Origin of the sequence: Polaromonas eurypsychrophila (assembly GCF_014641715.1) — a bacterium.
GTDB lineage: Bacteria > Pseudomonadota > Gammaproteobacteria > Burkholderiales > Burkholderiaceae_C > Polaromonas > Polaromonas eurypsychrophila.
Genome location: NZ_BMIG01000013.1, coordinates 1 through 13,752 on the forward strand (window position 1 = coordinate 1; position 13,752 = coordinate 13,752).

The 13,752-nt window shown below is 61.8% G+C and carries 14 protein-coding genes; 3 read left to right on the forward strand and 11 right to left on the reverse strand.

Features of this window, described 5'->3' with window-relative positions:
- Positions 1-51: 51 nt before the first annotated feature.
- Positions 52-201 (reverse strand): YgaP-like transmembrane domain, encoded by a 150-nt coding sequence (locus tag IEX16_RS15500; RefSeq protein ID WP_188709392.1) that lies wholly within the window; start codon positions 199-201, stop codon positions 52-54.
- A gap of 353 nt (positions 202-554) precedes the next feature.
- Between IEX16_RS15500 and IEX16_RS15505 the strand changes: the two genes are divergently transcribed.
- Entirely contained in the window at positions 555-3,350 is a 2,796-nt protein-coding gene (locus IEX16_RS15505; RefSeq protein WP_229676383.1) for an ATP-binding response regulator, read from the forward strand.
- A 122-nt stretch (positions 3,351-3,472) separates the two neighbouring features.
- Here the strand turns inward: IEX16_RS15505 and IEX16_RS15510 are convergent, their stop codons facing one another.
- From IEX16_RS15510 to IEX16_RS15540, 7 genes are all read right to left on the reverse strand, one after another.
- Complete coding sequence (locus IEX16_RS15510) at positions 3,473-4,105, reverse strand: LysE family translocator (protein ID WP_188709394.1); 633 nt, start codon at positions 4,103-4,105, stop codon at positions 3,473-3,475.
- A 9-nt stretch (positions 4,106-4,114) separates the two neighbouring features.
- On the reverse strand, positions 4,115-4,348 hold the full coding sequence (locus tag IEX16_RS15515) for a hypothetical protein (protein WP_188709395.1): 234 nt from the start codon (positions 4,346-4,348) through the stop codon (positions 4,115-4,117).
- Positions 4,349-4,502: 154 nt separating this feature from the next.
- Entirely contained in the window at positions 4,503-5,513 is a 1,011-nt protein-coding gene (locus IEX16_RS15520) for a Bug family tripartite tricarboxylate transporter substrate binding protein (protein ID WP_188709396.1), read from the reverse strand.
- Between the two features lie 110 nt (positions 5,514-5,623).
- On the reverse strand, positions 5,624-8,002 hold the full coding sequence (locus IEX16_RS15525) for a YgiQ family radical SAM protein (protein ID WP_188709397.1): 2,379 nt from the start codon (positions 8,000-8,002) through the stop codon (positions 5,624-5,626).
- A 130-nt stretch (positions 8,003-8,132) separates the two neighbouring features.
- Positions 8,133-8,582 (reverse strand): MarR family winged helix-turn-helix transcriptional regulator, encoded by a 450-nt coding sequence (locus IEX16_RS15530; protein WP_188709398.1) that lies wholly within the window; start codon positions 8,580-8,582, stop codon positions 8,133-8,135.
- Positions 8,572-8,769, reverse strand: coding sequence for a hypothetical protein (locus tag IEX16_RS15535; protein ID WP_188709399.1), 198 nt, complete (start codon positions 8,767-8,769; stop codon positions 8,572-8,574). The genes IEX16_RS15530 and IEX16_RS15535 overlap by 11 nt, the downstream gene beginning before the upstream one ends.
- Positions 8,766-10,349 (reverse strand): FAD-dependent monooxygenase, encoded by a 1,584-nt coding sequence (locus IEX16_RS15540; RefSeq protein WP_188709400.1) that lies wholly within the window; start codon positions 10,347-10,349, stop codon positions 8,766-8,768. Before IEX16_RS15540 ends, IEX16_RS15535 begins: the two co-directional genes overlap by 4 nt.
- Positions 10,350-10,454: 105 nt before the next feature.
- Between IEX16_RS15540 and IEX16_RS15545 the strand changes: the two genes are divergently transcribed.
- Complete coding sequence (locus tag IEX16_RS15545) at positions 10,455-11,387, forward strand: crotonase/enoyl-CoA hydratase family protein (protein ID WP_268236618.1); 933 nt, start codon at positions 10,455-10,457, stop codon at positions 11,385-11,387.
- Here the strand turns inward: IEX16_RS15545 and IEX16_RS15550 are convergent.
- The 3 genes from IEX16_RS15550 to IEX16_RS15560 form a co-directional block, all read right to left on the reverse strand.
- On the reverse strand, positions 11,384-11,680 hold the full coding sequence (locus IEX16_RS15550; RefSeq protein ID WP_188709402.1) for a hypothetical protein: 297 nt from the start codon (positions 11,678-11,680) through the stop codon (positions 11,384-11,386). The genes IEX16_RS15545 and IEX16_RS15550 overlap by 4 nt on opposite strands.
- Positions 11,681-11,737: 57 nt before the next feature.
- On the reverse strand, positions 11,738-11,938 hold the full coding sequence (locus IEX16_RS15555) for a hypothetical protein (protein ID WP_188709403.1): 201 nt from the start codon (positions 11,936-11,938) through the stop codon (positions 11,738-11,740).
- Positions 11,939-12,104: 166 nt separating this feature from the next.
- The gene (locus IEX16_RS15560; RefSeq protein ID WP_188709404.1) at positions 12,105-12,560 is read right to left on the reverse strand and encodes a CHRD domain-containing protein; all 456 of its coding nucleotides are present in this window, start codon (positions 12,558-12,560) and stop codon (positions 12,105-12,107) included.
- A 256-nt stretch (positions 12,561-12,816) separates the two neighbouring features.
- On the opposite strand from IEX16_RS15560, the gene ku reads away from it, so the two are divergent.
- Positions 12,817-13,737 carry a non-homologous end joining protein Ku gene (gene ku, locus IEX16_RS15565; protein WP_188709405.1) on the forward strand — a complete coding sequence of 307 codons (921 nt, stop codon included), beginning with the start codon at positions 12,817-12,819 and terminating at the stop codon, positions 13,735-13,737.
- Positions 13,738-13,752: the final 15 nt, after the last annotated feature.

A 13,752-nucleotide genomic window follows, 5' to 3' on the forward strand; every position in this document is an offset into this window, starting at 1 on the left:
GTCCATCATTCTCCGGGTTGATGGACTTCTTGGAAAAATGACTGGTACGGTTTATGGGGGGCAGGTCATCACCCCGGCACCCAGCGTCAACCAGCCCAGCTGCGTGGCGCCGAAGAAGGCCAGTCCGCAGGCGCCCATCAATACACCGGTCACCAGCCGCGCCACGCGCTCTTTGCTGCCTACATTTTTTCGATAGAACATATTTCTCTCCATGGCTGCCGGTAAAAAGGTCCGCATCACCCACAAAGAGAAGGCCAAAGGCGAAAAGGCGAAAAGGCGAAAAGGACGGTTCGTGCAATTCAACCTTAATGCCTTGATTTTCGATCCGCTCATGGTGGCACAGGCGCCACAAACCGTGCGATCACGGTTCCAGTCCAGATATCACATGCAACGCGGACGGCGGAACACACCCAAAACAGCAAAACGGCGCTATTCTTGAGATGACTCGAAGCGCGCAGAGACCGCGTTGCCGGATAACCGAAATGCCACCACTCGAAGCGCCAACTTAAAAGGAAATTTTGTTTTCAATGCGTCAAGACCGGCGGATCGCCCTGATGGGTGGCCTTATTCTTCTAGCGACCAGTATCGCAGCGGGCATCGCGGTATATGTCGTCATGGGGCGACAGGCAGAGTCTGTTCTCAGCCGTAGCCTGCAGACGGCGCTGCAAAGCAATGCCCGCCTGTTTGAAAGCCAGATCAACCAGGCCCTGACTGACGCGCGCACTGTGGCCACCCGCCCTTTCCTGGTGCAAACCCTGCAGACGTTAACGACCACGCCGGAGGATCCGGCAGCCATGCTTGCCATGCAGCGGGCTGCCACTTCGTTTCTGCCCACCGGCTTCAGGGGCTTGGCTTTTCTTGATGCAGGAGGCCGCGAAGTGGCACGCGCCGGCAGTTTTTCCCCCAGCGATGAGAAACACCTTTTGCTGAATAAGAAGGACCGCGCCACCCTGCTGTGGAATGAAAATTTCACGGTCCAGACACACCTGGACATCCTCGACCCGAAAGGCCTGCGCGTGGGCGCCGTCATGACCGAAGCCACTCTGCCCTTGCTGACCCGCGTCTTTGGCGAGGTGGGTGCCATGGGCCAAAGTGCCGAGTTTGCAGTCTGCGCGCCGCTTGATGATGGCGGCAAGGCCATGGACTGCTTCCTGGGCCGCTTGTCCGGCATCGCGTTCAAGCGCATTGAGCGTGTGATCGAGGGCGGGCCCCTGCCCATGAGCCACGCCCTGCGTGGAAACACCGGCATTATCGCTGCCAGGGATTACCGCGGCGAACAGGTGGTGGCTGCCTACGTCCCAGTGGCGCCTGCCGGCATGGGGATGGTGCTCAAGCTCGACCAAAAGGAGTTGTACTTGCCCACCTTCGCGCAGCTCAAGGATATCGTGCCGCTGCTGGCGGGCTTGATGATTGCCGGCGTGTTGCTGCTCCATCTTCTGGTCACACCGCTGGTGCGCAAACTGGTTCGATCAGAGAAGGACGCGCGCGGTGCCAGTGACTTGCTGCGCAGCAGCGAATCACAGCTGCGAGACATCACCGACAACATGCCTGCCCTGGTATCGTACATCGATGCCGACCAGCGTTATCGCTTTCATAACCTGGCGTATGAAGAGGGCTTGGGCTTGTCCGCAGCGCAGATTGACGGCAAACACATGCGTGAGGTTCTGGGCGAGGAGGTCTACCAAAGCAACATCCCCTCTGTTGAACAGGTGCTGGCGGGATATCCGGTGGCGTACGACCGCGTCCGGAAAAACCTTCGCGGTGAGCTGCGGGACTATGTTGTCAATTACTTTCCACGGTACGGGGAGGATGCCGACGAGGGCAAGGTGGTCGGTTTTTACGTACAGGCCACCGACGTCACCGCGCTCAAACACGTCGACCGCATCAAGAGCGAGTTTGTCTCCACCGTGAGCCACGAGCTGCGCACGCCGCTGACGTCAATTCGCGGCTCGCTGGGTTTGATAGCGGGCGGCGTTGGCGGCAAGCTGCCCGACGCCGTCAAGACGCTGGTCGAGATTGCCAAGAACAACTGCGAACGCCTGATCCGCCTGATCAACGACATCCTGGACATCGAAAAAATCGAGTCCGGCAATATCCCGCTCGACCTGCAGGAGACGGCCCTGAAGCCGCTGCTGACGCAGGCCTTGGCGGCCAACGAAGGGTTTGGCACGACGAAAAACGTGGGCCTGCGCCTGTATTGTCCTGACGAGACCCTGCAGGTGCTTGCGGACAGCGACCGCCTGACGCAGGTGATGACCAACCTGCTGTCCAATGCGATGAAGTTTTCGCCGCCCAACGAAACGGTGGAGGTACATGTGTCCCGGGCGGGCCTTGGCGTGCGGGTTGAGGTACGTGACCGCGGCCCCGGCATTCCCGACGAGTTCCGCAAGCGCATCTTCCAGAAGTTCTCGCAGGCCGACTCGTCCGATACGCGCCAGGCGGCCGGCACCGGGCTGGGTCTGAACATTTCGCGGGCCATTGTCGAACGGCTGGGCGGCCACCTCGGTTTTGAGAGCGAAGCCGGCGCAGGCTCCATCTTTTTCTTTGAACTGCCGCTATCGACGGAGCGCCAGGAAAAGAAGGCGGCGGCACCTGCCAGCGGCCGTCCGCGCATTCTTGTATGCGAAGACGACCGGGACATTGCGCATCTGATCGGCCTGATGCTGAACAAAGGCGGCTTTGACGTGGACAGGGCCTACACCGCCGCCACGGCACTGGCTTTTCTGGAGACAAGCCCTTATGCCGCAATGACGGTGGACCTGGCGCTGCGCGACCAGGACGGCATCACGCTGATCCACACCCTGCGCCGACAGGCACACACGCGCGACCTGCCCATTGTGGTGGTTTCGTCCTCGGCTAGCGAAGGCCAGATCCAGTGCAACAACCTGCCGCTGAACATTTCAGACTGGGTGGACAAACCGATCGACGAGAACCAGATGGTTCTGACACTGCGCCGCGCCATGGGCCTCATGGTCCAGGGCAAACCGCGCATCCTGCATATCGAGGACGATTTCGACACGCAGCGCATCGCCGCCGCGATTGCGCAGGACTTCGCCGTTTTCGAGTTTGCTACTTCGCCTGGCGAGGCGCGCGCACGGCTCCGAGAGCAGCATTTCGATCTGGTGCTGCTGGACCTGGCTTTGCGTGACGGGTCGGGGTGGGATGTGCTGGCAGACCTCGATGCACTGGGCAATGCACCTCCCGTGGTGGTGTTTTCCGCCACGGCGTTGAAGCCGGCGGAGAGCAAGCGCTTCGCTGCCGTGCTGCTCAAAGCCCAGACCTCGAACACCGAACTCCTGCAGACCCTGCAGCGCGTGCTTGCCGAGGCTTCTGCCCTGCCCGCGGCCTGAGCGCCAATTCATACGCTATTAATTTGATAGCTGTTTACGCATATGGAATGCCGCCTGGCGGCCTGTTTAATCAAAAACTCTCGGCTGGCAGAGGCCGCCACGATAGGTCGCCTGCCCGCCGTTCAGGGCATGCGGGCGCGCAGCTCCTGCAGGGTCCCGACGATCAGCCGCAGGCCAAAGGCACCGACGACCGCACCCGACACCTTGCTCAGGCGGGCGAAGTTGCGCAGATAGACCTGCTGGACGGCTTTTTGCGAAAAGGCGATAGCGAGGCTGGTGTGCCAGATGATCGAGTTGAGATACACCACAACGACGGCGCAAGCTACATGCAGCCACGAGGGCGAAGGCGGCAATGCTGTGGCGAACACGCTTCCATAAAACAGCGCGATTTTTGGATTGAGCGCACTGGTCATGAAACCGACCCGGAACGCCGCCCCATAACTCAAGGTTCCCGGCGGTACGGAAGCCGCCGATGTGCCCGAACGCCATAGCTTGTAGGCCAGATAAAGCAGGTACAGCCCGCCCGCGATCTGCGCCCCCTGGCGCAGCTGGGGCTGGCTCGAGAACACAACACCCACACCCATCACCGCCAGCGTCGCCCATGCCAGTGTGGCGCTGGTCATGCCACCCACCGCGGCGAAAGCGGTCGCGCGGCTTTGACCGCCGGCAAGTTGTGCGAGCAGCACCACGTTGAACCCGGGCACCAGAAGAACGGCCCAGTGGAGCAACGCGATGGCGATGAGGGATGAGAGCATTTGTGTGCCCTAGGAATGGATGAACTTCTTCGAACGGCCGGTCGGCAGGCTCATTGCGGTCAGGCTGTCGAGCAGCACGCTCTGCCCAGCCATGCGGAACCCGGTGGCGCCGCTGACGGGCAACACCAGCCGTGCAGAGGCGACCTCACAGCTCGGGCTCCAGTGCGTCCAAGAAGCGTGCAGCGCCACACGCTCTACCTTGAAAGTGGGCGTCTGTAGCGGCAGCGTGCGGTCCAGGGGCATGGCTTCCACTGTAATACTTGACCCGACCGCCTGGGTTGACAGCGTTTACTATCGATTTGATAGCTGTTTGCGCCTGCTGCATAAGGGCTGGAGTCCGATTTTCCTTGAAAATACGATCAAAGGTCGCCCCCGGACAGCCGTGAAGGCATTCCGTTCAGGAGTCCAGCCGGGCACCAGAGGTTTTGACCAGCCGCTCCCAGACCGGGTAGTCCTTTTTGTAGGCGGCGGCAAACGCTTCCGGCGTGCTGGCAGCTACCGTGAAACCCATGCTGGAGATTTTTTCGACGATATCGGGCATCACGCAGATGCGCTGGATCTCGCTGGACACGCGGGCAATGATGTCTTTGGGCGTTTTGGCGGGCGCGGCCATGCCTATCCAGCCCGCAATGCGGTAGAACTCGTCGGTCAACCCCTGCTCGGCCAGCGTGGGCGCATTCGGCAGCACGGCCATGCGTTTGAGGCCCGTCACCCCGATGAGCCTGAGCTTGCCCGCCTCAATGTGCGGCTTGGCGGCCAGCGCGCTGGCGTAAGACATCTGAATCTGGCCACCTATCAGCTCCTGCAACATGGGTGCCTCCCCTTTGTAGGGGACATGAACCATGTCGGCCTTCTGGCTCTCACTCATGGAATAGCCGGCCAGGTGTGCGTATGAGCCCACGCCCCAGGAACCATAGGACAACTTGCCCTTGTTGGCGGCCATGAATTTCAGCAACTCGGGGCCGTTTTTGGCGCTCACGCCGGGATGCACCACCAGGGTGACCGGCGCATTGACAAATTGCGAGACCAGCGTCAGGTCGCGCTGCGGGTGGTAGGGCAGTTTGTCGTAGAGGAACTGGTTGGTCAGCAAGGACGAGTTGAGCGAGACTACAAAGTTGTAGCCGTCGGGCGCGGCTTTGGCAATGGTGTCCGTCCCCACAATGCCACCTGCGCCACCCCTGTTCTCGACGATCACAGGCTGCCACAGTCGTGCGCTGAGCTTTTCACCAATTAGGCGGGTCAACACATCGGTGGCGCCGCCTGCATTGAAGGGCACAACGATGCGAATCGGTTTGTTCGGATAGCCCTGCTGGGCTTGCAAAGGCAGCGCCGCAGCGCCCAGGCACAAGGGTAGGCCGGCGGCGCCGGCACGGCTCAGCAATTCGCGACGATTCAATGGCTTCAGCATGGGTTTCTCCGGTGATAGCCCGATTTGGCACCATCACGCGAAACCCGTTAGCCGGTGAAAACCCGCGTGATGTCGCTAGCGCGACCTGCAGCCGCTTCCAGTCGCCGGCTTCAGCGTTGCTTGCGAAGCCCGGCTTTGCCGCCAGGCTTGCCAGAGCCGTTGTCACGCGGCGGCAGGCCAGTATGCTGGGTCAGGATACGACCCTTGATAGGCGTCACGGGCTTGAGCGCCACAGTCGTCGAGTTCTTCTTGCGTGCGCTCACGTAGCCGCCATCGGTCAGCGGCTGGAAAGTCGGGATCAGGTGGTGCTTGCCATTGCCGATCAGGTCAGCGCGACCCATGGCTTTCAGCGCCTCGCGCAGCAGCGGCCAGTTGTTGGCGTCGTGGTATCGCAAAAAGGCCTTGTGCAGGCGGCGCCGTTTGTCGCCGCGTACGATGTCTACCGTCTCGCTGTCGCGCGTGATTTTGCGCAGCGGGTTTTTGTTGGTGTGGTACATCGTCGTGGCGGTGGCCATCGGTGACGGGTAAAAAGTCTGCACCTGGTCGGCGCGAAAGCCGTTCTTCTTGAGCCAGATCGCCAGATTCATCATGTCTTCGTCGCTGGTGCCGGGGTGGGCGGCGATGAAGTAGGGAATCAAAAACTGCTTCTTCCCGGCTTCGAGCGAATACTTCTCGAACATCTGCTTGAACTTGTCGTAGCTGCCGATGCCGGGCTTCATCATCTTGGTCAGCGGCCCCTGCTCGGTATGTTCAGGCGCGATCTTCAAATAGCCGCCCACGTGGTGCGTGACAAGTTCTTTCACATACTCGGGGCTTTGCACTGCCAGGTCGTAACGCAGGCCGGAGCTGATCAAAATTTTCTTCACGCCCTTGAGCGCCCGCGCGCGGCGGTACATCTTGATCAGCGGGTTGTGGTCGGTGTTCAGGTTGGAGCAGATGCCGGGGTAGACACAGCTCGGCTTGCGGCAGGCCGATTCGATCTCCGGCGACTTGCAACCTATGCGGTACATATTGGCGGTCGGTCCGCCCAGGTCAGAAATCGCGCCGGTGAAACCCTTGACGGTGTCGCGGATGGCTTCGATCTCGCGGATCACCGAGTCTTCCGAGCGGCTCTGGATGATGCGGCCCTCGTGTTCGGTGATCGAGCAAAAGGTGCAGCCGCCGAAACAGCCACGCATGATGTTGACGCTGAAGCGGATCATTTCCCAGGCCGGGATTTTGGTCGCACCATCATGGCTGCCGTTCTCGTCGGCATACGACGGATGCGGCGAACGTGCATACGGCAGGTCGAACACATAGTCCATCTCGGCCGTGGTCAGCGGAATCGGCGGCGGTGTGATCCAGACGTCGCGCGCGGTCGCTCCCTCCCCGTGGGCCTGCACCAGCGCGCGCGCGTTGCCGGGGTTGGTTTCCAGGTGCAGCACGCGGTTCGCGTGGGCATACAGCACTGCGTCACTTTTGACCTGCTCGTAGGACGGCAGGCGAATCACGGAGCGGTCGCGTGGAGGAACCTTGATCTTGCCCTGCATGTGCGACAAGCTGGGGTTGGGGACAAAGGTCAGCGGTTTGATGGCGGGGTTGGCCTGCGGCTTTTGAGTCAGCACCGGCGAGCCGGTCGACTCGGCCTGCGCTGCAACCTCGGCGGCTTCGTCTTCACGCGCACAGCTCGCGCCCTGCTCTTTCGCCTGCTCCGAAATCATGAGATACGGATTGACATGCGCCTCGACCCGGCCCGGCGCATCGACGCTGGTGGAGTCGATTTCGAACCAGCCCTGCGCGGTTTCATCGCCGCTGCGACGTATGAAGGCGGTGCCGCGGATGTCGGTCATGCTGGTCACCGGTTCTTTGGCGGCCAGGCGATGCGCGATCTCGACAATCGCGCGTTCTGCGTTGCCATAGAGCAGCAGGTCGCACTTGGCGTCGATCACGACCGAGCGGCGCACCTTGTCGGACCAGTAGTCGTAATGCGCAATGCGGCGCAGCGAACCTTCAATACCGCCCAGCACAATCGGCACCTCTTTGTAGGCCTCGCGGCAGCGCTGTGAATACACCAGCGCGGCGCGGTCCGGCCGTTTGCCGCCTATGTCGCCGGGCGTGTAGGCGTCGTCGCTGCGGATCTTGCGGTCCGCCGTGTAGCGGTTGATCATCGAGTCCATGTTGCCGGCAGTCACGCCGAAAAACAAATTCGGTTTACCCAAGGCCTTGAAGGGCTCGGCACTTTGCCAGTCGGGCTGCGCAATGATGCCGACGCGAAAGCCCTGGGCCTCCAGCATGCGGCCGATGACGGCCATGCCGAAGCTTGGGTGGTCCACATAGGCGTCGCCGGTGACGATGATGATGTCGCAACTGCCCCAGCCCAGGGCGTCCATCTCAGCCCGGCTCATGGGCAGGAATTTCGACGTGCCGAAGCGGCTTGCCCAGTACTTGCGATAACTGGTCAGCGGTTTTGCGGCGCGCGCGAAAAAAGAGACGTCGATGGGGGCGTTCATTAGGGGCTTGGGGGGGGAACGCGGTATTTTAAGGTTTTAAGCCATCGCGTACGCCCTGAATGGGTACTTTCGGCCTGTTCCGGGCCCGAATGGCAACGGAAAGCGCTGCAATCTGTGCATAAACCGGGAATCAGCGCCTGGCGTGCAGGATAAGGCGGTCGAGCATTGCGCTCAACTGCTTCCGTTCCGCGGCCGACAGACAGCCGAAAATTTCGCCATTGCGCCGCGCGATCAGCGCCATCACCCGGTTCCAGAGCGCCCGCCCGGCAACCGTCGGCGTCAGCACCACGCCGCGGCGATCGGATGCACAGGCATCCTTGCTGATCAGGCCGCGCTCGGTCAGCGCCTGCGCGGCGCGGCTGGCCTGGCCCTTGTTGAGGTTGGCCTTGGCAGCAAGTTCGACCACGGACAGTGGCGCGAAGTTGCCGATGGCCGCCAGGCAGCGCGCCTCGCCCACGGGGAGCCCAAACTCGTCGGCATAGGCGTCACTGCTGAACTTGTCGGTCAGCTTGTTGACCAGATGCAGCCGGTAGCTCAAAAAACGGTCCAGCGGCGGCAGCGCAGCTGGTTTACGCGGCATCTGCAGCTCCTGCGCCGCACTGCTTCTGCGCATTGGCGATCAGGGGCAACACCTGGTCGGCCTGATCAAAGCGGCTCATCAGCGACAGGCTCAGCATCGACAGCAGCAAGGGCGCTTGCGCCTCGCCCACGGCCGCCAGCGCCTCGCACAGGGCCGTGTAACTGCAATCCAGATCGTCATCGGTCATGCGGCAAATCCTTTCTGTTCAAGCACGGCCACCAGCGGCGCAGGATCCAGGCCGCGCCAGCGGCCCATCACATACCCATCGGGCCGCACCAGAACCAGGGCTTGTGCAGCGGCATCGGGCAAACCATAACGCTGTCGCGCCTGGCCCAGGGTGTCGGCGTCTGGCTCTATCGCCAGCACCGCCACGCCCTTTTGCGGCAAGGCGCGCAGCGCATCCGGCAAGGCGCCATCGGCAAACACCAGACACAACATGTCGCGGCCGAAACATTGCGTCAGATGCAGCGGCCCGTCCGGCCCCGCCAGCAAGGCCTCCGGCGCCGGTGCGCCTGGGGCGGCCAGTTCGCTGGTCCAGTCGCCGGCCTGGGGCCCATTGAGGGGCGAGCCCACATAACGGACGGGCGAAGACTGGCGCGGATTAATCAGCGGGCGCACCTTGTCATCACTGAGTGCCAAACGCAGGGTCGCTTCACGCATCAGCTTGAAGGCGAAGTTGGGCGGCGCCATGAATTCGGTGCTTTTGGCGCCGTAAGCAATGTTTTCACGCGCCGCGTGCACACGTTCGATGGAATACGAATCGAGCAGGTCCTCATCCGCCCTGCCCTCAATCACCGCAGCCAGCTTCCAGGCCAGGTTACCGGCGTCATCGAGCCCGGAGTTGAGGCCGCGCACGCCGAAAATGGGCACCAAGTGGGCGGCATCACCGGCAAACAGGACGCGGCCGTGGCGGTAGCAGTCCAGGGTCAGGCACTTGGCGTTGTAGATCGAGATCCACAGCGGCTCCCAGGGCTGGTCCTCGCCAATCATGCGCAAATGGCTTGACACGCGCGGCAAGACGTTTTCGGGCTTGACGGCTTCCAGCGGGTCTTCGTCGTCTCGAATCTGGTAATCGATGCGCCAGATGTCGTCGGGCTGGCGGTGCATCAGTATGGTGGAGCCGGGATTCGACGGCGGATCGAACCAGGCCAGGCGCTCCACCGGCCGTTTGGTCTTCTGCACGATGTCGACAATCACGTATCTGCCTTCATACTGCGTCCCCCGCAACTGCAGCCCCAGTTGCTCGCGAACCGTGCTGCGCCCGCCGTCGCAGGCGACCACCCAGTCGGCACGCACCGTGTGGGATCCATCCGGCGCCTGGATGTCCACCTCGGCACCGTCCACCATCGGCCGGACTGCAGTGACACGGCTGGACCAGCGCACATCCATACACGCGCCGCCGGCGCGATGGGCCAACTCCTCGACGTAAAACTGCTGAATGTTGACCATGGGCGCAAAACGCTGGCTGGGCTCGCTGGGCATCCGGAAATGCAGCACCTCGGCGTCGCGCCAGTAGCTGCGCCCGCCGAGCCAGGACAAGCCCTTTCCGACCAGCGGTTTGTCGGCGCCGACCCAGCCGAGGATTTCCTGAGACCGGCGGGACATACAGATGGCGCGGCTGCCGCTGCAGTAACCCTCATCGGCCTCGACCACCAGACAGCCGATGCCTTGGCGTGACAGCAGCGCGGCCAGCGTGAGGCCAACCGGGCCGCCACCAGCGATCAACACCGGCACATGGGGCGGAAGAGCGGAAACAGAGTTGGCCATCAAGAGGATTCGGTTGGTTGCGCTCACAACTATAAATCCATCTGGTTGCAGGCGCAACCAATTGAAGCGGAAGCCACATCTTTTTCCGGGTGACTATGATGGTTTATCAACACAACAAGGAGACAAGACATGCCCGAATTCAGCACCCTGCGCATCGACAAGGACGCCGCTCACCCCCGCATCGCCCGCCTGCTGCTCAACCGCCCCGAGCGGCTCAACGCCATCAACGATGCGATGCCGCGCGAGATTCGTGCCGCCATCGACTGGGCGGCCGCCGAAGACGAGGTGCATGTGATCATCGTCGAAGGCGCGGGCAAAGGCTTTTGCGGCGGCTACGACCTCAACCACTTCGGGGAAGGCAACATCGACCACCCCTGCCAGCAGGAGAAGTTTCCCTGGGACCCGATGGTGGACTACGCCTATATGAAACGCAACACCGAAGACTTCATGAGCCTGTGGCGCAGCCCCAAGCCGACGATTGCCAAGGTGCACGGCTACGCGGCGGCCGGCGGCAGCGACATTGCGCTGTGCTGCGACCTGCTGGTGATGGCCGACGACGCGCGCATCGGCTACATGCCAACCCGCGTCTGGGGTTGTCCAACAACGGCGATGTGGACCTACCGCCTGGGTGCCACGCGTGCCAAACAACTCATGTTCACCGGCGATACCATCGACGGGAAAAAGGCCGCCGACTGGGGCCTGGCCAATGAAAGTGTGCCGATCGACCAACTGGAAGCCGCCACCTTGAACCTTGCGTTACGTATTGCCGGCGTGCCGCGCTCACACCTGGCCATGCACAAGATGGTGGTGAATCAGGTCATGCTGACCATGGGGCTGGAGCAGACACAGATGATGGCCACCGTGTTTGACGGCATCACCCGGCACAACCCGGAGGGCCTGTGGTTTCGCCGCTATGCGCAAACTGAAGGTTTCAAGGCCGCCGTAGAGTGGCGCGACAGCGGAGAGCCCGTCCCTGAAGGCGACGACGCGCGCGAGAAGGTGCGGCAGATGTCGGCCAACCGGCCGGAAGCGCTTTAGCGGGCCCGCAAAATCGCGCGCGCAGCCGCCATGTCGCGGTCGTAGAGGGCCTTGGCATCGCGCCGGCAGACCGTTCGCTCGGCCAAAGCCATGGCCGCGCATTCTTCCTGGTAGACCTTGTAGCCACCGCCCGCCTCATTGATGGCAGTGCGGTAGCGCTGCTGCGGCGTCATGTCAGGCACGGCACCGCGAGCCAGCAGTTGCTCTTCGATCGCCACCGGCTGGGCCAGCGCTGCCGAGGCAGTCACAGCCAGCACCAGGGACGCCACCAGCGATATCAAATTGTTTGACATGGGAAGTCCGTTTTTGATGGCCCGATTTCAGGCCACAACGTGAAAGCTGAGAACGCCTTACTTCCTGCCTGAGCTATTGGGCTGGTTTTGAAGATGCAGCGGCGGCTTGTCGGGCATGTTCTGCGATTCCACGCGGGCCTTGACACTGGCCTGGCTGTTGGCCGCTTTCTCGGCAAGGGCTTGCTGGTTCCCCAGGGGTTTGGGATGTTTGGAGCCGCCGGTGGTGAGGCCAGATGGGTCCGGTTTGCCTGATTTCATGATTTGTCTTCCTTTGCAACTGGCTGCGACGGCAACCTGTGCTTTAACCTTAAAGCTGCCGCCGCGGCGCTGGCGTCAGCAGGTCGGCAAGGCGGTTGTAGGCCTGTACGCCAATAAAAAAGGCCAGGCACCCGGCCTGGCCTTGTTGCGCACGCGGCGCGCTGCGTCAGGGACGCACAGTCATCTGACCGCGAATCTCGCCGCCCGGAAATTTTGCAGTGTGGATGTTGGCATACCACCTGCCCGCCAGCAGGTCAGCGGCCTGGGCGGCCGTCAGCGTGGCTTCCCCCGACATGGGGCTGGTCACCGCACCGGTGAAAGGCAGAGAAACGCCTGCATTGGCCCCAACCATGGCCGGACCATGAAAGTGGCCTGCAGTTGCCGGACCACTCAGGCCGTTGTACGACAACTGCCACTTGAGCATATTGGTATCCTTGTTCAGCACCGCATCGACCTGGCCGGTGGCGCTGGTGGCAGCGGGCGGAACTTCATTGGCACCGCGCATTTGCGTGGTAACGGTAACCAGATTGGATTTGCCCGGCATCATGCCGCAACCCGCAACGAAGACAACAAGGGCGGTAGCCGCCAGGAATGAGCGCGGGGCTTGACGAAAGGTCATCATGGTCTTGTCCGGTAAGTGAGGAAAGAGACATCTTAGCCCCGCACGGCCGGTTCGGATGTAGGACATCCACTTGTGGTGCGCACCCGCGCTTGAGAACACAGGCGGCATGCTGCCCTTCAAGGTCGGGATTAGCTTGCTCTTGTTCAAGGAGCAGCACCTGCAGTCCGAAAAAACGCCAGCGCCTCGGCCCTCGTCCTACGGCATCCCCGGCTGCCAACCGACAATTTGAAGTGCGCCATTTGCTTAAAGTCAGCGTATGGCATCACGCGCATTATGGAAAGGGGCCATCAGCTTCGGGCTGGTGCATATTCCCGTCTCACTTCACTCCGCCACCACGGAGAGCGGGGTTGACTTCGACTGGCTGGACAAACGCAGCATGGACCCAGTGGGTTACAAGCGCATCAACAAGAAAACCGGCAAGGAAATCACCAGGGAAAACATTGTCAAGGGCATTGAGTATGAAGATGGCCAGTATGTGGTGCTCTCCCCCGAGGAGATCGCCGCGGCCTATCCCAAAACCACGCAGACCATCGAGATCGAAAGTTTTGTGCCCAACACCGACATTCCCTTTGTCTACCTGGAGCGGCCCTATTACGTCGTCCCCATCAACAAAGGCAAGAAAGTCTACGCATTGCTGCGCGACACCCTGCTCAAGACCCAGCGCGTCGGCATTGCACGCGTGGTGATCCAGACCAAGCAACATCTGGCTGTTCTGGTGCCATCCGGTCCGGGGCTGATCCTGAACCTGCTGCGCTGGGGTGCTGACATTCGCACCTGGGAAGACCTGGACCTGCCGCCCGAAGGCTCTAAAGCCGCTGGCCTCAGTGACAAGGAGCTATCCATGGCCAAACAACTAGTTGACGACATGACCGGGAAGTGGAAACCAGACCAGTTCAGCGACTCCTTCAAGGACGACATCATGGCGCTGGTCCAGCAAAAGGTGAAAGAAGGCAAGGTCGAAACCGTTGAGCAGCCTGAAGCAGATGAGGAAAGCACCGATCAGTCCGGCGCCAAGATCATCGACCTGACCGAGTTGCTGCAGCGCAGCCTGCGCAACAAGGGCGGTGCAGCCAAGGCGGACGACCCGGCGGCCAAAACGCCCGCCAAAAAGGTGGTGGCCAAAGCCACGCGCAAACCTGCTGCAAAAGCCGTCCCGGCGCGTCGCAAGGCGGCCTGAAGCCGGCACCGCCCG